This window comes from Methylopila sp. Yamaguchi (assembly GCF_002897035.1).
GTDB lineage: Bacteria > Pseudomonadota > Alphaproteobacteria > Rhizobiales > Methylopilaceae > Methylopila.
The window spans coordinates 257,614-281,034 of sequence record NZ_BAUX01000004.1 but is presented as its reverse complement, the minus strand read 5'-3'; the positions used below and the strand labels follow the sequence as shown (position 1 = coordinate 281,034).

Here is a 23,421-nt window from a genome sequence, read left to right as displayed (position 1 = left end):
GGTCGGGCGTGGTCTGGATCGAGAAGATCACGCGGCCCCCGGAGATCGAGATCGGCGACAGCGCGGGGGATTGCGCGAGGCTCGGCGCCCCGTCCGGCGCCGGCGCCGCGTCGAGAGCCCTCCGAACGTCGTCTTCCGTCACCGCCATGTCGCGTCTCCATTCGTGTTTTCTTGGGCTATGGACCTTTCGCCGGCCGAAGGTCAATCAAGTCCGGCGGGTCGAGGAAAGGAATGGCATGCCAGACGTCGAAGCCCCCTTGGCGAGGGTCGCGGGGGTCGTCCTGATGGGCGGCGAGGGCCGGCGCATGGGACGCGCGGACAAGGCGCTGATCGCGCTTCACGGCCGCCCGATTTTGGCCCACGCGCTCGATCGCTTCCGTCCTCAGGTGGCGACGCTCGCGCTGTCCGCCAATGGCGACCCCGCCCGATTTGCGGCCTTCGGTTGGCCAGTGCTCGCTGACCCGGTCGACGGTCCCGGTGGCCCACTGGCCGGGGTACGCGCCGGCCTCGCCTGGGCGCGGACTCTCGCGGGCGTCACCCACCTCGCCACCATTCCGGGCGATGCCCCCTACCCGCCCGCGGACCTCGTGGCGCGCCTCGCGGCCGCGGGCGGCGAACGCCCGGCGGCGGCGGTCTCCCCCTCAGGGTTGGAGCCGCTGCACGCCTTGTGGCCGCTCGGCTGCGCGGAGGCGCTGGAACAGCTTGTCCAAGACGGCGTCGCCGCCCCGCGCCGGGCGCTGGCGGCGCTCCGAGCGATCGAGGTTCCCTTCGCCGACGGGAGCGGGTTTCGTGACGTCGACACGCCGGAAGATCTGGCGCGTCTCGCCGCTGGGATGCCGCAAACATAGGCTCGCCCACCACTTGAGCGTGTCGGACAACGGTGGAATGCTGCGCCGCGTTGGGGCCCTCGGACGGCCCGAAGCGTCAGCCTGAGTCGGAGACCGTCGTCATGTCGTCATCCCGGTTTGCATTCGCCGGCGCCGCGGCGCTTGCGCTCGCCTGCGCCCTGATCGCCGGCCCGGCGGCGGCGAAGGACTGGTCAAAGCTCAAGATCGGGACTGAAGGCGCCTACCCGCCCTTCAACGTCGTGGGCGCGGACGGGCAGGTCCAGGGCTTCGACATCGATATCGCGAAGGCGATCTGCGAGAAGATCAAGGCGGAATGCACCTTCGTGGCGCAAGATTGGGACGGCATCATCCCCGCGCTGCTCGCCAATAAGTACGACGCGATCTTCGCCTCCATGTCGATCACCGACGAGCGCAAGAAGACCATCGCGTTCTCGAAGCGCTACTACCAGACGCCGGCGCTGTTCGTGACTGACAAGCGCAACGCCTCGATGGGCACCTCCACCGACGCGATGAAGGGCAAGACGATCGGGGCGCAGTCCTCCACCGTCAGCGGCACCTACCTTCAGGACGTGTACGAGCCGGCCGGCGCGACCGTGAAGCTCTACGCCACCCAGGACGAGGCCAACCTCGATCTCGCCTCGGGCCGGCTCGACGCGGTGCTGGGGGACAAGACGGTGATGCTGCCCTGGCTGGAAAAGTCGGAAGCGGGCAAGTGCTGCCAGGTGATCGGGCAGGACATCCGCGACGAGAAGTACTTCGGCGAAGGCATCGGAGCCGGCCTCCGCAAGGAAGACGTCGAGCTGAAGGAGCTGATCGACAAGGGCATCGCCGAGATCCTCGCCGACGGCACCTACGAGAAGATCAACGCCAAGTACTTCCCGTTCAGCCTCTACTGACAGCCGCGGCGTGACCGACCTCTTCGCGCTGCTGTCGTTCGGATCCGAAGGCTGGGGCGACGACCTTGCGCGCGGCGTGGCCGTCACGGTCGCGCTTGCGATCGCCACGCTGCCGCTCGGCCTCGCGCTGGGCCTCGGCGTGGCGCTGCTCAAGAACGCCAAGGGCCGAGTGGCGCGCGGGCTCGGCGAGCTCTACACGACCGTGTTTCGCGGCCTGCCCGAGCTGTTGACGATCCTGATCGTCGCCTTCGGCGCCCCGCGGCTGATCGCGGCCCTCACGGGCGCGACCGTGGAGATCAACAGCTTCGTCGCGGGCGTCGTGGCGCTCGGCCTCGTGTTCGGGGCCTTCTCCAGCGAGGTGCTGCTGGCCGCCATCCGCGCGGTGCCGAAGGGGCAGAGCGAGTCGGCCGCGGCGCTCGGCTTGCCGCGCCGCCTCGCCTTCCGCCTCGTCGTGTTTCCCCAGCTGTGGCGGGTCGCCCTCCCCGGCCTCTCCAACACCTGGCTCGTTCTGCTCAAAGACACCTCGCTGGTCTCGGTGATCGCCCTCGCCGACCTCACCCGGCAGACCAACCTCGCGGTCAACGCGACCAAGCAGCCGTTCTTCTTCTATCTCGTCGCCTGCCTGCTCTATCTGGCGCTCTCGGGCCTCTCGACGGCGATCGCCCGCTGGCTCGAGGCGCGCGCCGACCGCGGCTTCGCCGCCGCAGGGCGCTGAGGCCATGGAGGCGGCCCTTGGCCACGCCCTCCTGACCATCTGGGGCGCGCTGGGCTTCGACGCCGAGCTGATGGCGCGCTACGGCCCGCGGGTCGTCGACGGCCTCTGGACGACGCTCGGCCTCGTCGCGGTGTCCTGCACAGTGGGCTTCCTCCTCGCCCTGCCGCTCGGCGTCGCTCTGGTCGAAGGGGGACGCATTACGCGGGCGCTGTGCCTCGCATTCTCCACCTTCTTCCGCGGCACGCCGCTGCTGGCGCAGGTGTTCCTCGTCTATTACGGCGCCGGCCAGTTTCGCGACGCGCTCGACGCTGTGGGCCTGTGGGGCGTGTTCCGCGACGCGTGGTGGTGCGTCGTCATCACCTTCACCCTCAACACGGCGGCCTATCAAGGCGAGATCATCCGCGGCGGCGTGCGATCGGTCGCCCGCGGCCAGAGCGAGGCCGCGGCGGCGCTCGGGCTCCGGCGCGGCCAGACCTACCTCACCGTGACCCTGCCGCAGGCCCTGGCGCAGGGGCTTCGGCCGCTCGGCAACGAACTGGTGCTGATGATCAAGGCGAGTTCGATCGCGAGCGTGGTGACGGTCTACGACGTGCTGGGCGCGACGAAATACGCGTTCAGCCGCTCTTACGACTTCGAGGTCTACCTCTGGGCCGCCCTGATCTATCTCGTGCTCGTCGAAACCGTCCGCCGGGTCTGGAACCTGCTGGAACGCCGCGCCACACGCCATCTTCGGCCGCGGGAGGCGTGAGCGGTCCGACAGGCCGGCTGATCTCGAGCGCTCTTCGTCATTCCCCAGTTTATCCGGGGAATCCAGGCCGCATCACTGAGCGTGAACTGGGAAAGAGCTGATGGCTGAACGCCCCGGATAAACCGGGGCATGACGGGCGCTCCTCATGCTGGGCCAGCGTCCCAGGAGGTCTCGACCGGCCCTTCGCTCAGGCGCGGTTCGCCACCGCGGCTTCCGAAAACGTCGCCATGCCCGAATGGCAGGCCGCCGCGGCCTTGATGACGGCGACCGCCAGCGCGCCGCCCGAGCCCTCGCCGAGCCGCATGCCAAGGTCGAGCAACGGCTTCAGCTCCAGGCGCTCCAGCAGGCGGCCATGGGCCGCCTCGGCCGAGCGATGGCCGGCGACGCAGTGGTCGAGGGCGCTCGCGTCGAGCGCATGCAGCACGCTGGCGGCGGCGGTCGCCACATAGCCGTCGATGACGACTGGTACGCGCTCCATCCGCGCCGCGACGATGGCCCCGGCGATCGCGGCGAGCTCCCGGCCGCCGACGCGCCGCAGCGCCTCCAGCGGATCGCCGAGATGGCCCTTGTGCGTCTCGAGAGCGGCGCGCACGGCCTCGGCCTTGCGCCCAAGGCCCGCTTCGTCCACGCCGGTGCCGCGGCCGACCCAATCCTCCGGCTCCCCGCCGTAAAGCGCGCAGGCGATGGCGGCGGCGACCGTGGTGTTGCCGATACCCATCTCGCCCACGACCAGCAGATCGATCCCGCCGGCGATCGCCTCCATGCCATAAGCCATGGTGGCCGCGCATTCCTGCTCGCTCATGGCGGCGCGCTCGGTGATGTCGGGGGTTGGCCGGTCGGAGGCGAGGTCGAACACCTTGAGGCCGATGTCGAAGCTCGCGCAGATCTGGTTGATCGCGGCCCCGCCGCCGGAAAAGGCGCCGAGCATCTGGCTCGTCACCTCGGCGGGATAGGCCGAAACGCCCTTCGCCGTCACGCCATGGGCACCGGCGAAGATTGCGACGAGCGGACGGGCGACGCGCGGCGGGGCCTTGCCCTGCCAAGCGGCGAGCCACTCCGCGATGTCCTCAAGCCGGCCGAGCGCGCCGGTGGGCTTCACCAGTTCCGCCTCGCGCGCGCGAACCGCCGCGACCGCCTCCGCGGCCGGTCCCGGCAGGCGACCGAGCAGCGCTCGAATATCGTCGAACGGCAGACCGCTCGCGGATGCGAGCCTCGCGGCGTCCGGGGAGCGGGTCATGGCAAGCGTCCTCGTCACGTCGCCGGCGTGGGGAAATCGCCGTCACCGGAGCGTCGCAGATAGCCGATCCCGCAGTGCACGCCAAGCGCGCTCCGCGCGCGGCCATGCTAGTGAGGCGCGACCGCAACCCTATTGTCGCCCGATGACCGCCGACCGTTCGATCTCCGTGATCCTCGCCGCGCGCGACGCCGCCGCCGATGCGCTTCGTTTCTTCACCCGCCTGCCCGTCCCGCACTCCTGGGGGTCGCCGGATTCCGCCGCGATCTTCGACGGGGTCGCGCGCGCCGCGCCTCTGGCCGGGTTGGTGGTCGGCGTTGTCGGCGGAGCCGTGCTTGCAGGGCTGACGGGGCTTGGCCTCTCGCCCTTCCCCGCGGCCACGCTTGCGGTCGCGGCCAGCGTCGCGCTGAGCGGCGCGCTGCACGAGGACGGGCTCGCCGACGTCGCCGACGGCTTCGGCGGGGGGCGCGACCGCGAGCGCAAGCTCGCGATCATGCGCGACAGCCGGCTGGGAAGTTTTGGCGCGACCGCGCTGATCCTGACGCTGCTCGCTCGCGTCTCGCTCGCGGCGGCCCTCGCGGAAGGGCTGGGGCCCGCCGCGGGCCTTGCGGTCGCCGCGGCCTCCACGATCGCGCGGCCCGCAGCCGTGCTGCCGACCGTGTTGCTGCCGCCCGCCCGCGCCGACGGCGCCGGCCACGCCGCGCGCCCGGCGCCGAGCGCGGTGGCCTTGGGCTGGGCGGTCGGCGCGGCGCTGGCCGCGATCCTTGCAGGGACAGGACCCGGCCTCGCCGCGGCCGCGGGCGCCGCGCTTGCGGCCTCAGCGCTGTCCGTCCTCGCCCGGCGCCAGATCGGCGGCGTCACCGGCGACGTTTGCGGCGCGGCGGCCGCTCTCGGCGAGGCGGCCGCCCTCACCGCGCTCGCCCTGACCCTTATGTGACGCGCCCATCGAAGGAATAACGCGCCGCAGTCTTGCGCCCGGCCGAGCGGTCGGCCATCGGTTAGGGCATGCTCGAGAGCCGTCCGATCAAAAGTCCCTGCATCTCCGTCTGCGTCATGGATCCTGCGACGGGCTGGTGCGAGGGCTGCCTGCGCACCCTGGCCGAAATCGGCGCCTGGTCGCGGCTCTCGGCCGACGCGCGGGAGACGGTGATGCGCGGCCTTCCCGCGCGCCGCAGGATCTTCGCCGAGAAGCGCGCTCCGACGGAGGCCGGTCGATGAGGGAGCGCAGCATCGGCGAAATCCTCGTCGTCGCCATTCTCGCGACGATTTTGGTGTTCGTCATCGCAGACCTCGCCGGCGGCTTCGGCGAATTCCCGAACGAGCGCTGGGCGTCCGCGGTGGCCCTGATCTGCGTCGCCGTCTGGATCGGCCCCGGCGTGCTGGCGCGCTGGCGCGGCAACGCCAGCAAGGCCGTTCAGGCCATCGCGCTCTGGCTCGCCATCGCTGTGGTGATCGCCCTCGCCTATGTCTACGGCCATGGTCTCCTGGTCGATATGGGCGTGCGGGTGTAGCGGCGCCCGCCGCTCAGGTCGCCAGATCGTAGATGAAGCGGACCGCCACGAACGCGAGGAAAAGACCGAAGGCGACGGTCAGCCTGCGCTTCGACAGCCCATGCGCCAGGCGAACGCCAAGCGGCGCGACGAGCACCGAAATCGGCGCCATCAGCGCGAACCCGATCAGCGACACGTACCCGATCGAGAGCGGCGGCAGCTGTGCGAGGTGCGGCAGACCGGCCACGGCGTAGCCGAGCGCGCCGGGGATCGCGATAAGCCCGCCAAGGCCCGCCGACGTGCCGATCGCCACGTGGATCGGCCGGCCGTGCAGCTTCAGGAACAGCGCACCGAGCGCCCCGCCGCCGATGCCGATCAGGGCTGAAAGCAGCGCGATGCCGAACCCCCAGATCGACGTCGCACGCCAGCCGGGAAGATCGGCGGCGAGCCTCCAGTCGTCGCGGCCGAACAGCAGATTGGCCGACATGCCGAGCCCGAACAGGGCGAAGACCAGCTTGAGCGCGTCGGAGCTGACGAAGGCCGCGACGGCGGCGCCGCTGACCGCTCCGAGCGTGACCGGTAGCAGCCACGCGCGAAGCGCCGGGCGATCCACCGACCCACGCGCGGCGTGCGCGCGGAAGGAGCGGATCGACGTGGGGATTATGATGGCGAGCGAGGTGCCGACGGCGAGCTGCATCTGGATGTCGTCGGGAACGCCCAAGTGGTCGAACAGCACCGCCAGAACGGGCACGATCACCGCGCCGCCGCCGACGCCGAAGACCCCGGCCAGGAGACCTGTCACGACGCCGCCGAGCGCGAGGCCCAGGACAAGCTCGACGATGTCGCCGATCGGCAGCGAAGCAAGAAGGTCCACGGCGGCGCTCCAGGAGGCGGATCGCAGCGTCGCCGCAAAAATTTCAGGCGGCTTCGCTCGCCCGCGCCATGGAGCCGCTCTCGTCAATGAGGTCAAGCGCAGCGCGCAGGACCTCGACGCCAGCGCCAGCCTTTGGCGCCTCCACGCTGAGATGGCGGCGGAACGCCCGCGCGCCCGGCTTGCCGGGGAACAGCCCCAGCATGTGGCGCGTGAAGTTCGACAGTCGGCCGCCCTTCGCGAGATGCGCCTCGATCGCCGGCGTCAGGCTCTCCGCCGCCTCCTTCGCGCTGGCGAAGGGAGCCGCCCGGCCGAACAGCAGCGGGTCGACGCCCAGCAGCAGCTCGGGGTTTTGGTAGGCTGCCCGGCCGAGCATCACGCCATCAAGCGCGACGCCGTCGCGGGGAGCGAGCAGCGCCTGCGCCGCCTCGAGGTCGGCGATGCCGCCATTGATGGCGATGAAGGCCTCCGGCCGCCGCGCCTTCAGCCGCAGCACGCGGCCGTAGTCGAGCGGCGGCACGTCGCGGTTCTCCTTGGGGCTGAGGCCCTTCAGCCAAGCCTTGCGCGCATGGACGATCAGCGCGTCGCAGCCGGCGGCGAGCACGGCGTCGGCAAGCGCGTCGAGCGCCTGCTCCGGATCCTGATCGTCGATCCCGATTCGGCACTTCACCGTAACCGGGACAGACACCGCGGCCTTCATCGCCGCGACGCAGTCGGCGACCCGCGCGGGCTCCGCCATCAGGCAGGCGCCGAAGCGGCCGTCCTGGACCCGGTCGGAAGGGCAGCCAACGTTCAGATTGACCTCGACGTAGCCGAAGTCCTCGCAGATCCGCGCGGCTTCGGCGAGTTCCGCAGGCTCCGACCCGCCGAGCTGGACCGCGACCGGCTGCTCGGCCGGCGAGAACCCGATCAGGCGCTCGCGGGGACCAAACCGCACCGCGCCGGTCGTGACCATCTCGGTATAGAGCAAGGCCTCACGCGTCAGGGCGCGGTGAAACAGCCGACAGTTGCGGTCGGTCCAGTCCATCATGGGCGCGACTGAAAAGCGGCGCGCTGCGGCGGTCGTCACGGCGTCAGGCTCGATCGTTCGGGAAAGATGGGCGCTTATAGCGCAGAACGCGCGCTCTGGGCGCCCTTACCAGACCTCGTCGGTCCAGACCCGAAAGTTCTTGAGCGAATTGGGCCCGAAGGCGTTTGTCAGCGCAACGTCCGCCGCGTCGCGGCCCCGCGCCATCACGATGCGGCCCACGCGCGGCTTGTTGTGCCGGGCGTCGAAGGTGTGCCAGCGGCCGCCGAGATAGGCCTCGAACCAGGCGCTGAAATCCATTGGCGCAGGGTCTTTTGGGACGCCGATGTCGCCAAGATAGCCCGTGGCGTAGCGCGCGGGAATGTTCATGCAGCGGCAAAGCGTGATGGCGAGGTGGGCGAAGTCCCGGCACACGCCCTGACGTTCGTTCCAGGCGTCGAACGCGGATTTGGTCGCGCGCGCATGGTGGTAGCCGAAGGTGATGTGATTGTGGACGAAGTCGACGATCGCCTGCACCCGGCCCCAGCCAAGAGGCGTGTTGCCAAACAGCGCCCAGGCGTCGTTCACGAGGCGATCGGTTTCGCAGTAGCGGCTGCCGAGCAGGAAGACGAGCGTGTCGTCCGGAAGCTCCTCCACCGCGTGCTGATAGGCGTCCCATGCGGCGACGTCAGGCTCGCCGCTGTCGAGCACCACGGCGTCGGTCGTCAGAGTGAAGTCGCCGGCCGGCGCGACCAGCCGGCCGCAGATGTTGCCGAAGCCGTCCAGATAGACGGAGATCGGCGTGTAGGGATAGGACGTCACCTGGTCCGGCTTGACCAAGTCCAGCTCCCGGCTCGGATGCACGTTCAGCATCACCATCATGGGGGTGGGCTGAGGAAAGTTATGCGTGATTTCGAAGCCGACGTTGATTTTCACCGCGCAGTCCCTCTCATCCGAGGCGCTCACCGGCTAACGTGCGGCAGGTCGCGCGAGCAAACGCCGCAGTGCGCTCATTCGTTGCACTGCAGCGTTGGAATTTGCGACGGTCAGCTCGCGGCCGCGTACTGGACCGGCGTGCGAACCGAGACCCCGGGCACATGGTCCGCGATGAGCCGTTCGCACAGTTCTCGCAGCGCGCCACGGCCGCCCAAGGCCGTCGTGACGAAACGCGCGGCGGCCTTGGCCTCTGCGCGGGCGTCGGCGGGAGCCGCCGGAAAGCCCACGGCCTTCAGGCACTCGAGATCGTTGACGTCGTTGCCGATGTAGACGGTCTGCTCGCGGGTCAGGCCGTTGGCGGCGAGCCAGCGGTCAAGCTCCGGCAGCTTGTCGTCGATGCCCTGAAGCACCTCGATCTTGAGCTTCGCGCCACGCGCGGCGACCACCGGATTGGGCTCCTTCGACAGGATCAGCGTGCGGATCGAGGTCAGCTTGCGCAGCCGCTCCAGGCCCATGCCGTCGGACCGGCTGGCGAAGACGGCCTCGCGGCCGTCCTGATCCACCAGCACCCGGTCGTCGGTGAAGACGCCGTCGAAGTCCATCACCAGCGCCGCAACGCCGGCGAACCCGCTCGGCGCGCCGGACGGGGCGGGCGAGCTCTCGCCCGCAGGCGCCCGACCGTAATCGTCCTCGATGCGCTCGATGTCGTCCTCGTCAAGCGGATCGCCGCGCTGCACTTCGATGAACACCAGGTCGACCTTTCCCGGGTTCTCGACGCGGTGCACGCAGTGCAGCGGAAGATGCACGGCGACGCCGGTCTTCACCGGGATGCGCTCGTCGTCGCGGGTGACGACCCCCTCGCCCTCGACGACGATCCAGTGCTCCTCGCGGTGCTGGTGCTTCTGCAGCGACAGGCGCGCGCCGGGCGACACCACGATCCGCTTCACCGCGTAGTTCTCGCCCCCGGCGATGACCTCCCACGTCCCCCAGGGCCGGGTGTCCTTCTCCCCGACCTCGTAGCGATTGGCCATGTCAGTCTCCTAAAAATTGCGCCCCAATGCGGCATGTCAAAAAGCGTTCAAAGCGTGACCGGCCGACGACCCGCCGCATCCCCTAATGCTGCGGCGCCGAACGGCCTTTGCGAACTAAGCGTCTCATGAAGCCTGCGGCAAGGCCGGATGACGGTTTCGGCGCTTCTGGAGCCTCCGGCACGATCCGGCCTGCGAGGGAGTGGCGGAGCGGGAGAGCCGATTCGCGCAGGTCCTGCCCCATCAGCAGGGCCTCGCTCAGCCCGAACAGCCCGTCGGCCGAGGGCGCCAGCGCGGCGTTGGTCGCGTCGACGCCGAGCGCCGCCGCCACTCTGCCGTAGAGCGCGAGATCGGGATGGCTGCGCAGCCGCAGCACGTCGGCCGGCGCGCGGGCCGCCATCCAGTCGACGGCGCCGGAGCCCGCCGGCGCCGCGTCCACGGCGAGCACCAGCGGCCGCGACGGCTCGCGAACCAGGTCCGCCTCGACATAGGCGGCGAACAGCGCCCGGAAGCCTGCGTCCGACAGCGCCGCGACCACCAGATGCGAGCCGCGGAACAGCCGCGAGGCCGCAAGCGCGAAGGGCAGGAAGACCGGCGGCTCGGGTTCGCCCTCCAGAGCGAGCGAGGCGACCCGCAGCTCCGCGCCCTCCGCTCCGAACGCCGCCGCGGCCTCCTGCGCGAGACCGAGCGCTGCGGCCGTGTCGCCGAGCGCCAGCACGCGCCGGCCTTCAAAGCGGCCGCTCATGCCGCGATGACCTCGAAGCGGTTCACGTCGACCATGCCGAAGTCGCTGATCTTCAGGTGCGGAATAACGGTCAGCGGCAGGAAGGCGACCTGCAGGAACGGCTCCGACAGCGTGCAGCCGAGGGCGACAGCCGCCGCCCGCAGGGCGACGAGCCGGTCGTGCACCGCCTCGTGCGGCTCGAGGCTCATCAGCCCCGCGACCGGGAGCGCGAGCTCGGCCTTCACATCACCCTCGGCGGCGACCACGAAGCCGCCGCCAAGCGCGATGACCCGATTGGCGGCGAGCGCCATGTCTTCGGCCGTCGCGCCCACGACGCAGATGTTGTGGCTGTCGTGGCCGACCGAGGAGGCGATGGCGCCGGCCTTCAGCTCGAAGCCCTTCACGAAGCCGCGGCCGATGTTGCGGTTGACGCCGTGCCGCGCGATCACCGCGACCGCGAGCGCGTCCTGCGCGAGATCGGGCCGCACGGCGCCGCCCTCGGCCGTGAGCTCCAGCGTCAGATGGTCGGTGACGATCTTGCCCGGGACGACGCCGATCACAGGGCGCGGCCCGCCCGCCCCCTTCAGCGTCAGTTCGTCCGCCGTCACCGGCTCAGCCTTCATGCTGTCGAGGCCGACAGGCTCGGGAACCGCGCGCGCGGCGAACAGCGCGTCCGTCACCACGCGGCCGCCGGCGATCACCGTGTGCACCCGGCAGTCTTCGTAGTCGGACAGCAGCACGAGGTCCGCGCGCTTGCCCGGGGCGACGAGCCCCCGGTCGCGCAGCCCGAAGGCGTTGGCGCCCGACCAGCTCGCCGCGCGGTAGACGTGGGCGGCGGGAACCCCTTGCGCGATGGTCCAGCGGATCATGTGGTCGAGGTGGCCTTCCGCCGCGATCTCGACCGGGTTGCGGTCGTCGGTGCAGAAGGCGACGAAGGCCGAGGTCTCGGGCGTCAGCAGGGGCCAGAGCGCATGCAGATCCTTGGCGATCGAACTCTCGCGGATCAGCACCGTCATGCCCTTGCGTAGCTTCTCCAGCCCCTCCTCATAGCTCGTCGCCTCGTGGTCGGTGCGGATGCCGGCCGCGAGATAGCCGTTGAGGTCCTTGCCGCGCACCAGCGGGGCGTGGCCGTCGATGTGGCCGTCCTGGAAGGCCGCGAGCTTGGCGAGGCAGCCGGGATCCGCGTTCAGCACGCCGGGGAAGTTCATGAACTCGGCGAGGCCGAGCGCTTTGGCCCGGGCGCGGAACGGCATGAGATCGTCGACGCCGAGCTGCGCGCCCGAGGTCTCGAGCGGCGACGCCGGCACGCAGGACGAGAGGTTGACGCGAATGTCCATCACCGTCGCCTCGGCCGCCCGCAGCGCGTAGTCGATCCCCTCCGCCCCCAGCACGTTGGCGATCTCGTGCGGGTCCCAGATGATCGTCGTCACGCCGTGCGGCAGCACGCAGCGGTCGAACTCGAGGGGCGTCAGCAGCGAGGATTCGATGTGGAGGTGAGTGTCGATGAAGCCGGGCACCACGGTCAGCCCGCGGCCGTCGATGACTTCCCGCCCCTCGTACTCGCCGAAGGTGCCGACGATCATGTCGCCGGCGATCGCGACGTCGCTCTCAAACAGCGTCGCGGTGACCACGTCGAGCACCCGCGCGCCCTTGATGACGATGTCGGCGAGTGTAAGCCCCCGCCCCTGCGCAATGCGGCGGGCGATGGCGTCGGCGGCAGTCGCTTCGGCGGTCATGGCGTCTCCTGAAGCCGGGAGCCGCGATCGTGGCCCGGCCTCGGCTTCAGCTCAAGGCGCCGGCCGACGCTTCAGCGCCGCCCTTCGCCGCGATTTTAGCTGTCGCGCATGCCCGACGGCCTGCATCAGAGACATGTGAGGGAGGGATCGGCTGTCCGACGACGTGGCCCGACCTACCGCCATGACGCCACGCAAGAGCGCCGCGTCGGCCGATCGCAACAACTGACGGCGTCCTTAAGGCTGACAGGCGGATGCGACGGTCCGTTCTGGAGACGTCAGACGGGCCTTAGGCCGTCAGCTTGCGAGCCGCAGCCCGTCGGCGGCTGCCCCGTAATTGACGGGCGCGTAGGCGGGCAAATGTCCGGCTTGCAGCGCGTCGAACCGTGCCTCGACGGCGGCGCAGGCCGCCGCCTTGTCGGAAAACATCTTGTCGTCGAGGTCATAGACTTCGGGGAGCGAGGCCAGGAAGCGAAAGCCCTCCTGAAGGCGGATCAGAAGCCCCGCGTGGCGGCCACGCACCTCAACCACAAACGCGTCGCCCATATCCGCCTCTTCACCGGCCGCCGCCTGTCGCGCGCGAACTCCGCCGTCGCCCTAAACGCGGCCGACGCGATTAGGTTCCTTCGATGGTGAACCCGATTTTCAGCGTCACCTGGTAGTGCGCGACCTTCCCATCCTCGACATGGCCGCGGGTCTCGACGACTTCGAACCAGCGGATATGGTGGACGGTCTTCGCCGCATCGGCGATGGCCCCGCTGATGGCGTCCTCGATCGAAGTGGCGGACGATCCGACGATCTCGATAATCTTGTAGGTCCGATCTGACATTCAGGTCCTCGTTCCGGCTGAGCCGCTCGGCGGCTTCGCTGTTTGCAGAGCTGGAACGTCCCGGACTTGGCGATCGATCCCTCGGCGGCGCATTTTGCCGCTGGCGCCGTCAGCGCGGGCTGGAGGTTTGAGCCACGCGCTGCGGCGAAGGACAGACGTTGGGCGTTGCGAAGGACGTGGCGTCGTAGGCCACCAGCTGACCCGGGGAGCCGTCGCCCAGCGGATCGAAGGCGAGCCGGCCCGTCTTATCCAGGCGGAAGATCGCGTCGGACGGGTAGTGCATGTAGGGCCCCTGCTCCAGCGAGCGCGCAACGTTGCCGGAGCTCATGTCGTAGCCATAGGCCGCCAACAGATCGGCCGTCCGGTAGAGCCCGGGTTCGAGGTAGCGCCGCAGAGTCCGCTGGCGCCGCCCCGGGCCAGAAGGGTCGGGGCCTGCGAGCGAGGCCGGCACGGAGCGCACGAGCGTCGCCGGATCGCGCCCGACGATCGAGGCGATGAGGCCCTTCCGGCCCGGCGCGGTCGCTCCTGCGAAGGCGACGTCACGCCCGCCGGTGAGGCTCAGCCCGCCCGTAGTCTCCCTAAGGACGAACTGCCCGGGGGCCCAGATCGCGGTCATCTCAGGCGTGCTGGTGTAGACCGTCGGCCGGCCGGCGCCGTCGAGCGCGCCCACCGCGTAGACGCCGTCGTTGAGCGCGAGCACGTTGACCAGCCCATCCGGGCCCGTGTTCCCGGACGCCGCGAACACTGGCACGTCAAGCCGCGCCAGCGCAGCCAGCGCGTCGCCCACGATGCGATAGGGGTTGCGCGGATCACCGTCGGCGATGAGCGCCGCCATCACCTCTCCCCGCCGCGCGCGTAGGTCCGCCGCAGACACCGCCTTGTCGGCCGGCAGCGCGCGGTTGACGTCGTCGAGATGGACCGGCAGCACGATGGAGGTGACGACAGCCGCCGGACGGGCGACCTTGCCGCTCGCGACGTCGCGCGCGAGGGCAGCGAAATCCCTCGCCAGGGTGAAGGCGTTGAAGACCGGATCGATCTGATAGGTCGTCACCGCGCCATGGCCGAGAGCGGCGATGGCGGCCACCACATCGCCGTGGCTGATGTTCGCGTCGGCGCTATCGGACGGCTCGCCAAGATCGTCGTCCAGATTGGCGGGGCGCCCGAAGCTGAAGCTGTCCAGCACGACGAAAGGCGCCGGCGAGGCGCAGGCCTTGCGGACCACGCCTTCCACCGCCGCATCCGCGTAGCGCCGCGGGTCGAAGCTCGGGCCGCGCCACGCCGGCGGCTGGCCGGCTTCCGCCGGCAGGGCATCGCGATAAGACCCAAATCGCTCGCCGCCGACCACGCCCCCCGCGAGCCCGAGCATCGCCGCGAGCGCGACGGTCAGAAGACCTGCCGATCGGAGACGCGGCCTGGAGGCCATACGCACGATCCCTCTCGTCAATCTCCGCGAATAGGTCCCAAGGATGTCGTGGGACGTCGCCGAGACGCAACGTACGACGGGAAGCGTCTCATAGTTTCCTTATGCTGCGAAGCAGCAATCGCAGGTGCTTTGGCGCCGTGAAGAAGATCTCGCGCGGACGGTCCAGGACCAAACGCCCAGCGTATCCAGGTCGCCAGTTTCTGACCCCAGGAGGCGTTTCCATGCGCAAGGCGATCGTCGCGGCGTCGTGTCTTCTCGCGACCGCAGCCGCCGCAGGCTCGGAGACGCTGGGCGGCTGGACCACCACCTCGGAGCCGGACGAGGGACCGGCCACGCTTGTGACGGCGCTCGCCGCCGCGCGCGGAGCCTCGCAGAACGATCCGTCCTTCATCATCGTGCGCTGCCTCGGCGGGCGCACCGAAGCGCTCGTCGGGACCGCAGGAGACTGGGGCCTGCCGCGCTCGTCGCTCGAGGTGGCGACGCAGTCGGACTCCGGCGCTCGAGAGACTTCGCGCTGGGACGTCTCCACGAACGGCAAGGCCGTGTTCCGTTCTGAAGGGGTCGAGGATTTCCTGCGCCGGCTGCCCGCTGAAGGCCGGCTGACGATCGAGGTGCGGGACCGCGCGGGCGACGTTCACGCCAACGCGTTTTCGCTCGAGGGCTTCGGCGACGTTCGGACGCGGGTCGCGGCCGCCTGCGGCTGGACGCCCTGAGATCAGCCGCCGTTGGCGCGGCCGCGTTTGGGAAACAGCTCGCGCAGCGCTTTTCCGACGAGCCGGAACTCCGCCTCCAGCCGCTGGATATGGGTGTGGCCGCGCACCGCGAGGTCACGCGCTTCGATGTTCCGCCACGACAGGCACAGCTCGTACATGCCGCGCGCGCCGATGTTCGCCGCGCCGCTGCGCAGCGCATGGGCCTGTTCCCGGAAGGCCGCCGTGTCGCGGTCTTCCACCGCCTGACGCAGCGCCTGCAGCACGATCTCGGCGTCCACGAGGAACTCGTCCACGAGGTCGCCGACGAAGGCTCGCCCTCCGAGCTGCTCGAGTTCGGTCAGCGTCCTGCGGTCCACGACGGTCCGGCGCGCGGGACGGAAGCCCGGGTGCCGGGCGAGCCGGGCGACGGTCTCGTCGTCGTGAGGCGGCTCCACCAGCGCCTCGGCCTCGGCGACGGCTTCGCCGGGTCCCTCGCCCGCCATCTCGGCGATCAGCGCCAGCAACTGGGCGGGCTCGATCGGCTTGGTGACGCAGGCGTCCATTCCCGCTTCCTCGCAGCGCCGCCGCGCCTCGGGCGTGGCGTCCGCCGTGAGGGCGATCACGGGCGTGCGCGGCTTTCCGATCGACGCAAAACGGAAGAGCTTGGTGCACTCGACGCCGTCGAGCACCGGCATGTTCACGTCCATCAGAACGATGTCGAACGTCCGCTCCGCGAGCGCGTCGAGCGCCAGTTCGCCGTTGTCGACGATGCGCGCCTCATGGCCGGCGCGCTCCAGCACCTTGCGAATGACCTTCTGGTTGACTCTGTTGTCCTCGGCCACGAGCACGGACAGACGGCGTGTCGGGACGACGTCGGGCGCGACGCTGCGCGGCCGCGGATCGCCCGCGACGCCGATGGTCGCGATCCGCACCATGGCCGCCAGCCCCGTCGGGGCCGGCAGGTCGCGCGCCGCGGAGGCGCAAACGAAGCGAAGGTCGAGCGGAGGCAATCCCTCGCCGAACCGACCGTCGATGATGACCGTCTCGAGATCGTCGCCGTCGAGGCCGGCCCGCAGCGCGGTCGCGATCGCCTCGGCGTCGGCCCCGCGCCCGTCGATCACGGCGGCCCGACGTCGCCCGGCGCGCTCGTGCTCCCGCAGGGCGCGGACCGCGTCGCGCACGCCGCCGCAGGCGTCGGCCGAAACGCCTGCCTGCGCCAACGCGGCCGCGAGCTTGGCGGCCCGGCCTTGATCGGTCGCCACGGCGACGACATGGCCGGCCCGCGGCGCGAGCTCCGCGCCCTTATCCGAGGCGAGGGCGAGATTGATCTCGAACCAGAAGACGCTGCCGGCCCCGACCTCGCTTTCCACGCCGATCGATCCGCCCTGCAGCTCGATCATCTGCTTGGAGATGGCGAGCCCGAGGCCCGTGCCGCCGTGGGAGTTGATGATGCTGGCGTCGGCCTGCGTGAAGGTCTCGAAGATTCGCGCCCTCGCCTCCGGAGCGATGCCGATGCCGGTGTCGGCGACCTCGAAACGGAGCCGGACGCCGCGCTCGTCGCGTGAGATCGCGTCGACCGCGATTGTGACGCCGCCCACCTCCGTGAACTTCACGGCGTTGCCGACGAGGTTGACGAGGACGTCCTTGAGCTGGCGCTCCTCGCCCTTCAGTCGGTAGGGCGTGCGCGGCGTGACGTGCAGCGCAAGGCGCAGACGCTTGTCGCGCGCTTGCGCCGTCAGCATGCCGCGCACCTCGGCGAGCACCCCGTGCAGGTCGAAGTCCACGGCCCGGCTCGGCATGCGGCCAGCTTCGATCCGGCTGAAGTTGAGCAGGTCGTCGATCAGCCGCAGCAGCGTGCGACCGGCGTCCCCCGCGGTCCGCGTCATGTCGCGTTGCTCGTCGTCCAGGGTCGTGCCGTCGAGCAAGTCCGTCATGCCGATGACGGCGTTGAGCGGCGTGCGCAGCTCGTGGCTGACGCTGGCGAGGAACAGGCTCTTGGCGCGGCTTGCGTCTTCGGCCGCCGACTTCGCGTTGGAGAGCTTGCGGATCAGCGTCGCGGCGTAGGCCGGCAGGATGAGCAGCCCGGCGAGCAGACCGAACGACAGCCTGAGATGATCGCCCCAGTAAGGCGTCGTCACGATGACCACCGAGAAACCGGCGATCGCGATTGCCGCGCCGATCGCGAGCATCCGCAGACCGAAGCGGAAGCCGTTGCCGAAGATCACCCAGAGATAGATCGGGTAGAGGATCGCGGTCGTCTCTCCGCCGACGTGCATGCAGTAGGAGATGCCGGTCAGGTCGAAGGTGATCGCGAGGACGCGCCGCGGCAGCGACGCCGCGGGACGCCACGCCAGATGGGCGACGAAGCCGAGGCCGCCGAGGAAGAAGGCCGCGGTGATCAGGAAGGCCTCGCCCAGCGGGTCGCCGTAGAGCGCAGTCTCCGCCAGGAGGTAGATCAGCACGCAGGTCGCGAGCGCGACGCGGTTCAGCGCGATCTCGTGCTCGCCCGCTTCGCTCGCCCTAAGCCGGCGCATCACGGCGGCGAGCGGCCCGGCGGGAGCGCCGTCCCTTGCCGCGCGCTTCGCCGGCCGGGCGATCATGCCGTCCGCGCGAGAAGGGTCTCGCGCCGCACAAGGGCGACGAAGTCGTCCACGGGCATGGGCCGGCCGAAGTAGTAGCCCTGCACTTCGTCGCAACCCTCGGCGCGGAGATGCGCGACCTGAGCCGCCGTCTCGACGCCTTCCGCGACCACGTCCAGCCCGAGGCTGTGGCCGAGGTTGATGATGGCTCGGACGATCGCGGCGTCGTTGACGTCGGCCTTGAGGTTGTGAACGAACGACTTGTCGATCTTCAGCCGGTTCACGGGGAAGTTCTTGACGTAGGCGAGCGAGGAGTAGCCGGTTCCGAAATCGTCGATCGAGAACGTCACGCCGTGCTCCTGCAGCGCCTTGATCTGCGCGACCACGAGGTCGGTGTCCTGCAGCAGGATGGTCTCGGTGAGCTCGAGCTCGAGCAGGGACGGCTCGAGCCCCGACGTCGCGATGGCGTCCATCACCACCTTCTGGACGTCCTGCTTGCGGAACTGGACCGCCGAGAGATTCACGGCGACCCGGAGCGGCGGCAACCCCGCCTTCCGCCAGGCCGCGGCCTGCTGGCAGGCGTGGTTCAGCACCCACTCGTTGATGGGGGTGATGAGGCCGGTTTCCTCGGCGCTTGGCAGAAAGTCGCCCGGCGGCACCAGGTCTCCGTTCTCGCGCCGCCAGCGGATCAGCGCCTCGGCCCCGAGGATGCGGCCGGACTCGAGATCGACCTGCGGCTGGAAATGCAGCACGAACTCGCCGCGCGCCAAGGCTCGGCGCAGGTCGCTCTCGAGCACGGTGATCGCCCGCGCCGACGTGTCCATGTCGGCTTCAAACACGCGGAAGCCGTCGCGGCCGTCGGCCTTGGCCCGGTACATCGCGATGTCGGCGCGCTTCAGCAACTCCTCGAAATCGAAGGCGCTGTCGGGAAACAGCGCGATGCCGATGCTGGCGGAGGTCGTCACCTCTTCGCCGTCGAAGACGAAGGGGGCCGCCAGAGCGGCGCGGACGCGGCGCGCCAGCTCCTTCGCGTCGTCCACATGGAGGACGTTGGTCTGCAGAATGGCGAACTCGTCTCCGCCGAGCCGCGCGACGGCGTCGGTCTCCCGCACCGTTCCGCGCAGGCGGTCGGATACCGACTTCAGCAGCCGGTCGCCGACGTGATGGCCCAGGACGTCGTTTATCGCCTTGAACCGGTCGAGATCGAAAAGATGCAGGGCGAACTTGGTGTCGTTCCGCCGCGCGTGGGCGATCTCGTGCCGCACGCGGTCCTGCAGAAGGGCGCGGTTGGGCAGGTCGGTCAGAGCGTCGTGGTGCGCGAGGTGGCGGAGGTGCCCCTCGGCGCGTTTCCGGTCGGTGATGTCGAGCGCAGTCGTCAGAACCGCGACGATCTCTCCGGCGCCGTCCCGCAACGGAGACTTGGTCGTGAGAAAGTACCGCCGCTCGCCGGAGCGCGTGACGAATTCCTCCTCGTAGCTCGGCAGAGCCGCGCCGCTCTCGCAGATCAGCCGGTCGAGCGACGCGCTGCGGCCGCCTTGCTCGGGGCCGAACATCTCGACCGCGGTGCGCCCCAGCAGTTCCGGCGGCTCGACCCCCTTCATGGCGGCCTGATAGGCGTTGACGAAGATGCAGCGGCCTGACCTATCGGTCGCGCTGATCAGGGCGGGCACCGTGTCGATGACCTGGGCCAGCCTCTCGGAGCTGTCGCGCAGGGCTTTCTCGTGATCGCGCTCGCTGGACCGCAGCTCGCGCTCGAGCGACAGGGCGCGACTGGCGATCAGCACCTGCTGCCGGCGCATCTTCAGAAGGTTGCGCGCGCGGGTCAGGAACTCGTGGTGGTCGACCGGGCTCTGCAGGAAGTCGGTCGCGCCGGCCTCCAGGGCGTTCAGTCGGAAACTCCGCTCCTCGTAGACCGTGAGGACGACGACGGGCACGTCCGCGCAGCCGTCCAAGGTCCGGAAGCGGCGGGTGAACTCCGCGCCGTCCAGTTCCGGCATCTTGTAGTCGGTGATGACGAGGTCGGGCGTGTTGCCCGCGAGCCAAGCCAGCGCTTCGACGGGAGCGCCGAACGAACGACCACCCCACTTTCGATCGAAGCGGCCAGCTTCGCGAAGATGTTCCGGTTCGTAATCCGATCGTCGACGATGACAACGAGCGCCATGAAGGACGTCCCATGCCTTCCCTTCGCACCGGGCCGCCCGCCGGGATGGTCGCGCGGGCCGAGTGATCGAGATAAGTAGTCGGTCTCAGCTTAAGGAAACGAGAATCACGATGCGACCGCAGACGTGGATCGAAGTCGAATTTCTATCTTCCGGACGGTTCGGAAGTCGATTCCTCTTTAGCGCCCGCTAAAGTTCCATGACAGCGCAAGCACTCGTCATCGGCGGGGGTCCCTCCGGCCTGATGGCGGCGGAAAGCCTCGCGGCGTCCGGTCTGCAGGTCCGAGTCATCGATCGAATGCCGTCGCTCGCGCGAAAGTTCCTGCTTGCCGGGCGGGGCGGACTGAATCTCACGCACTCCGAGCCGCTGGAGCGCCTGCTCGACCGGTATGGGCCTGCGCGTCCACGTCTGGAGCGCGCCCTCCGCGACTTCCCCCCGGACCGGCTCGTGCGCTGGTGCGAGGAGCTCGGGCTTGAAACCTTCGTGGGGTCGAGCGGCCGCGTCTTCCCGAAGACGCTGAAGGCGTCGCCGCTGTTGCGGGCCTGGCTGCGCAGGCTCGAAGCGCAAGGGGTCACCTTCGCGCCCCGGCGGCTGTGGACGGGCTGGTCGAGCGACGGCGCGCTGACCTTCGAAGGGCCCGAGGGCGCCGAAACCGCGCGGCCCGACGTCGTCGTGCTCGCGCTCGGCGGCGCGAGCTGGCCGCGGCTCGGCGCGGACGGGAGCTGGACCGGCGTGCTTGAGGCGGCCGGGGTCGGCGTCGCTCCGCTGGCGCCCGCGAACTGCGGCTTCCGCGTCGGCTGGTCGAGCTTCTTCCCCGAGCGCTTCGCGGGTCAGCCGCTGAAGCGCATCGCCTTGACGTTCAGCGGCGAGACCCGCCGTGGCGAAGCCCTGGTCACTGCCGACGGAATCGAAGGCGGGCTGATCTATGCCTTCTCCGCCGCCCTTCGGGACGCGATCGCCCGCGACGGCTCCACGACCGCGACGCTTGACCTGCGGCCGGACCTCACCGAAGCGGACCTCGCCGCCCGGCTCGGGGCGGGCCGCGGCGACCGCTCGCTGTCCACGCATCTGCGCAAGGCCGCCGGGCTGCCGCCAGTCTGCGTCGGGCTGTTGCGGGAGGGCGGCGACCTCCCCCATGAGCCGGCCGCGCTCGCGCGGCGGATCAAGGCGACGCCTCTCCGGCTGATCGCCCCGCAGGGGCTTGCCCGGGCGATCTCGACCGCCGGAGGCGTCCGGTTCGACGAGATCGACGAGCGCTTCATGCTGTCGCGGCGGCCCGGCGTGTTCGTGGCCGGCGAAATGCTGGACTGGGAGGCGCCGACCGGCGGCTATCTTCTGCAAGCGTGCTTCGCGACCGGTCACGCCGCCGCCGAAGGAGCCGCAGCATGGACGCGCTCGGGTGAGAAGCGGCCGGCGCTCGCCTCGCCGTGTCTCCCCTAGACCGCCGACCTTAGGTCCGTCTCGGCCCTCTCAGGCCTTCTTTCGCCAGCGCCCGTCGTCGTCCTGCTGCCAGTAGGTCAGCACATGGCCCGCCGCCTTCAGCGTCTTCCACTGCGCGCGCGCCGCGTCGAGCGCCTCCGGGTCGTGCCCGTCAAACAGCAAGAGCGCGCGCTCGTAAGGCGCGAGGTCCGGCGGGGGCGCCGCCCCGTCGACGAGCACGCGCACGGCGGCGCCGTTGGGATTGCCGTCCGAGGTCGTCAGCCAGATCGGCTCATCCGCTCCCTCGGCGTCGGCGCCGTGGGGCAGGAAGCTCTCGTCCGAATAGGTCCACAAGGCGTCGTCGAGCGCGGAAACCCGTTCTGGCGCGGAGGCTTGCACGACAACCTTCCACTTCCGCTCGAGGCACTTCTCAAGCAGCGCCGGCAGCGCCTTGTCCAAGGGCTGCCGCGTGAGATGGTAGAAGAAGATTTCGGTCACCTCAGCGTCCCCGGCCATCCCGCCGTCGCGTCGCTCGGCGGGGATGACGCTCGGCTCACTCCTCGTAATAGTCCCGCACCAGCCGGTCGAGCAGGCGCACCCCCCAGCCGGAGCCCCAGCTGCGGTTGATGTCGCTCGCGGGGCTGCCCATGCCGGTGCCGGCGATGTCGAGATGCGCCCAGGGCGTGTCGTTGACGTGGCGCTTCAGGAACTGGGCGGCCGTGATCGAGCCGCCGTGGCGGCCGCCGGTCTGTTTCATGTCGGCGAACTTCGAGTCGATCAGCTTGTCGAACTCGGGCCCAAGCGGCATGCGCCACACCTTCTCGCCAGTGGCGAGGCCCGTCTTGTACAGACGATCGGACAGCTCGTCGTCGTTCGAGAACAGGCCGGCGTTGTCGACGCCGAGAGCCACCAGGATCGCGCCGGTCAGCGTCGCGAGGTCGACCATGAACTTCGGCTTGAAGCGGTCCTGCACGTGCCAGAGCACGTCGGCCAGCACGAGCCGTCCTTCAGCGTCGGTGTTGATGATCTCGATGGTCTGCCCGGAGAGGCCGGTGATGATGTCGCCGGGGCGGTAGGCGCCGCCGTCCGGCATGTTCTCGACGCAGCCGATCGCGCCGACGACGTTGACCTTCGCCTTACGCGAAGCCAGCGCGTGCATGAGGCCGACGACGCAGGCGGCGCCCGCCATGTCGCCCTTCATGTCCTCCATGCCGGCCGAAGGCTTGATGGAGATGCCGCCGGTGTCGAAGATCACGCCCTTGCCGACGAAGGCGACCGGCTGGGCGTCTTTGTCCTTGGCCCCGTTCCAGCGCATGATGGCGACGCGGCTCTCCTGGCTAGAGCCCTGCCCCACGGCGAGCAGCGCGCCGAAGCCCGCCTTCCTAAGCTCCTTCTCGCCGAGGATCTCCACCTCGACGCCGAGCTTCTCCAACGCCTGCGCCCGCCGGGCGAACTCGCTCGGGGTCAGCACGTTCGGCGGCTCGTTCACGAGCGTGCGCGCGGTCTCCACGCCTTCGGCGAGGCCCTCCTTCAGCTTCCAAGCCTTCTTCGCCGCCGACTCGTCGGCGACCGCGAAGGTGGCCTTGGAGAGGCCGGCGGCCTCGTCGTCCTTCTTCTTGGTTTTGTACTGGTCGAAGGCGTAGCCGCGCAGGCGGAAGCCGAGAGCGACGTCGGAGACGGCTTCGGCGTCGATCCCGGAAACGGCGTCGAGCAGGACGGTGGCGGTCTCCGCGAAGGCCGGGAGCTTGCCGCGGATCTGCCCGCCGAGCTTGACCCAGTCGGTCGGCTCCTTGCCGTCGCCGAGGCCGATCACGATCAGGCGCTCCAGGCCGGGCAGCGCCGGCGAGAGCAGCTCGAAGGCGGCGCCCTGTCGGCCCTTGAAGCGCTCCGCGGCGGCGGCCGCGCTTAGGGCGCCGAGAATCGGCGCCAGGAACTCCGCCGTCGCGGCGCCGAAGGCGAGCTCCGGCCCGGCGAGCGCCACGACCACGCCGCTCGCTCCCGCGCTCAGCTTCTGGAAGCCGATCTTGATCGGCCCGCGGGCTTGATCGGAGCTCTTGGACATCGGAAGCGGCACTCCTTGACTGCGTTCG

Annotated in this window: 23 protein-coding genes; 9 read left to right on the top strand and 14 right to left on the bottom strand. The window is 70.0% G+C overall.

Annotated features, from left to right (window positions below; all coding sequences use genetic code 11):
- Positions 1-236: 236 nt before the first annotated feature.
- The 4 genes from mobA (at position 237) to METY_RS07115 (ending at position 3,207) form a co-directional block, all read left to right on the top strand.
- Positions 237-848: a molybdenum cofactor guanylyltransferase gene (mobA, locus tag METY_RS07130; protein WP_103120686.1), complete on the top strand. Its 612-nt coding sequence runs from the start codon at positions 237-239 to the stop codon at positions 846-848.
- A 101-nt stretch (positions 849-949) separates the two neighbouring features.
- On the top strand, positions 950-1,744 hold the full coding sequence (locus METY_RS07125) for a lysine/arginine/ornithine ABC transporter substrate-binding protein (RefSeq protein ID WP_103120685.1): 795 nt from the start codon (positions 950-952) through the stop codon (positions 1,742-1,744).
- 10 nt (positions 1,745-1,754) lie between these two features.
- Entirely contained in the window at positions 1,755-2,459 is a 705-nt protein-coding gene (locus METY_RS07120) for an ABC transporter permease (RefSeq protein ID WP_103120684.1), read from the top strand.
- A gap of 4 nt (positions 2,460-2,463) precedes the next feature.
- Complete coding sequence (locus tag METY_RS07115; protein ID WP_103120683.1) at positions 2,464-3,207, top strand: ABC transporter permease; 744 nt, start codon at positions 2,464-2,466, stop codon at positions 3,205-3,207.
- Between the two features lie 187 nt (positions 3,208-3,394).
- On the opposite strand, the gene cobT is transcribed toward METY_RS07115, so the two are convergent.
- Positions 3,395-4,444, bottom strand: coding sequence for a nicotinate-nucleotide--dimethylbenzimidazole phosphoribosyltransferase (gene cobT, locus METY_RS07110; RefSeq protein ID WP_103120682.1), 1,050 nt, complete (start codon positions 4,442-4,444; stop codon positions 3,395-3,397).
- 142 nt (positions 4,445-4,586) lie between these two features.
- Here cobT and cobS point away from each other — a divergent pair, with 142 nt between their 5' ends.
- From cobS to METY_RS07095, 3 genes are all read left to right on the top strand, one after another.
- Positions 4,587-5,378, top strand: a complete 792-nt coding sequence (gene cobS / locus METY_RS07105; protein ID WP_103120681.1) for an adenosylcobinamide-GDP ribazoletransferase — start codon at positions 4,587-4,589, stop codon at positions 5,376-5,378.
- Positions 5,379-5,446: 68 nt separating this feature from the next.
- A complete protein-coding gene (locus tag METY_RS07100) occupies positions 5,447-5,659 on the top strand; it encodes a DUF1289 domain-containing protein (protein ID WP_103120680.1) in 213 nt (70 codons plus the stop codon).
- Positions 5,656-5,952: a hypothetical protein gene (locus METY_RS07095; protein WP_103120679.1), complete on the top strand. Its 297-nt coding sequence runs from the start codon at positions 5,656-5,658 to the stop codon at positions 5,950-5,952. The genes METY_RS07100 and METY_RS07095 overlap by 4 nt, the downstream gene beginning before the upstream one ends.
- 13 nt (positions 5,953-5,965) lie before the next feature.
- Here the strand turns inward: METY_RS07095 and METY_RS07090 are convergent, their stop codons facing one another.
- The 9 genes from METY_RS07090 to METY_RS07045 form a co-directional block, all read right to left on the bottom strand.
- A complete protein-coding gene (locus METY_RS07090) occupies positions 5,966-6,805 on the bottom strand; it encodes a sulfite exporter TauE/SafE family protein (RefSeq protein ID WP_103120678.1) in 840 nt (279 codons plus the stop codon).
- Between the two features lie 43 nt (positions 6,806-6,848).
- Positions 6,849-7,871, bottom strand: a complete 1,023-nt coding sequence (gene dusA, locus METY_RS07085) for a tRNA dihydrouridine(20/20a) synthase DusA (protein WP_103120677.1) — start codon at positions 7,869-7,871, stop codon at positions 6,849-6,851.
- 66 nt (positions 7,872-7,937) lie between these two features.
- Positions 7,938-8,744, bottom strand: a complete 807-nt coding sequence (locus tag METY_RS07080; RefSeq protein ID WP_103120676.1) for a transglutaminase-like domain-containing protein — start codon at positions 8,742-8,744, stop codon at positions 7,938-7,940.
- Between the two features lie 110 nt (positions 8,745-8,854).
- Positions 8,855-9,775, bottom strand: a complete 921-nt coding sequence (locus METY_RS21200) for a cupin domain-containing protein (protein WP_200819615.1) — start codon at positions 9,773-9,775, stop codon at positions 8,855-8,857.
- A gap of 82 nt (positions 9,776-9,857) precedes the next feature.
- On the bottom strand, positions 9,858-10,517 hold the full coding sequence (locus METY_RS07065; RefSeq protein ID WP_103120675.1) for a hypothetical protein: 660 nt from the start codon (positions 10,515-10,517) through the stop codon (positions 9,858-9,860).
- Positions 10,514-12,232 (bottom strand): adenine deaminase, encoded by a 1,719-nt coding sequence (gene ade / locus METY_RS07060; RefSeq protein ID WP_103120674.1) that lies wholly within the window; start codon positions 12,230-12,232, stop codon positions 10,514-10,516. The genes METY_RS07065 and ade overlap by 4 nt, the downstream gene beginning before the upstream one ends.
- 294 nt (positions 12,233-12,526) lie before the next feature.
- A complete protein-coding gene (locus METY_RS07055; RefSeq protein ID WP_103120673.1) occupies positions 12,527-12,775 on the bottom strand; it encodes a hypothetical protein in 249 nt (82 codons plus the stop codon).
- Between the two features lie 70 nt (positions 12,776-12,845).
- Positions 12,846-13,058: a dodecin gene (locus METY_RS07050; RefSeq protein WP_103120672.1), complete on the bottom strand. Its 213-nt coding sequence runs from the start codon at positions 13,056-13,058 to the stop codon at positions 12,846-12,848.
- 109 nt (positions 13,059-13,167) lie between these two features.
- Entirely contained in the window at positions 13,168-14,481 is a 1,314-nt protein-coding gene (locus METY_RS07045; protein ID WP_103120671.1) for a S8/S53 family peptidase, read from the bottom strand.
- Between the two features lie 221 nt (positions 14,482-14,702).
- Here METY_RS07045 and METY_RS07040 point away from each other — a divergent pair, with 221 nt between their 5' ends.
- The gene (locus METY_RS07040) at positions 14,703-15,194 is read left to right on the top strand and encodes a hypothetical protein (protein WP_103120670.1); all 492 of its coding nucleotides are present in this window, start codon (positions 14,703-14,705) and stop codon (positions 15,192-15,194) included.
- A gap of 2 nt (positions 15,195-15,196) precedes the next feature.
- Here the strand turns inward: METY_RS07040 and METY_RS07035 are convergent, their stop codons facing one another.
- Together METY_RS07035 and METY_RS07030 are read right to left on the bottom strand one after the other, a co-directional pair.
- The gene (locus tag METY_RS07035; RefSeq protein WP_103120669.1) at positions 15,197-17,773 is read right to left on the bottom strand and encodes an ATP-binding protein; all 2,577 of its coding nucleotides are present in this window, start codon (positions 17,771-17,773) and stop codon (positions 15,197-15,199) included.
- The gene (locus METY_RS07030) at positions 17,770-19,764 is read right to left on the bottom strand and encodes a putative bifunctional diguanylate cyclase/phosphodiesterase (RefSeq protein ID WP_244593557.1); all 1,995 of its coding nucleotides are present in this window, start codon (positions 19,762-19,764) and stop codon (positions 17,770-17,772) included. The genes METY_RS07035 and METY_RS07030 overlap by 4 nt, the downstream gene beginning before the upstream one ends.
- Positions 19,765-20,110: 346 nt before the next feature.
- Here METY_RS07030 and METY_RS07025 point away from each other — a divergent pair, with 346 nt between their 5' ends.
- Positions 20,111-21,352: an NAD(P)/FAD-dependent oxidoreductase gene (locus METY_RS07025; protein ID WP_103120668.1), complete on the top strand. Its 1,242-nt coding sequence runs from the start codon at positions 20,111-20,113 to the stop codon at positions 21,350-21,352.
- A gap of 30 nt (positions 21,353-21,382) precedes the next feature.
- Here the strand turns inward: METY_RS07025 and METY_RS07020 are convergent, their stop codons facing one another.
- Together METY_RS07020 and METY_RS07015 are read right to left on the bottom strand one after the other, a co-directional pair.
- Positions 21,383-21,829, bottom strand: coding sequence for a DNA polymerase III subunit chi (locus METY_RS07020; RefSeq protein ID WP_103120705.1), 447 nt, complete (start codon positions 21,827-21,829; stop codon positions 21,383-21,385).
- A 55-nt stretch (positions 21,830-21,884) separates the two neighbouring features.
- A complete protein-coding gene (locus METY_RS07015) occupies positions 21,885-23,393 on the bottom strand; it encodes a leucyl aminopeptidase (RefSeq protein ID WP_103120667.1) in 1,509 nt (502 codons plus the stop codon).
- Positions 23,394-23,421: the final 28 nt, after the last annotated feature.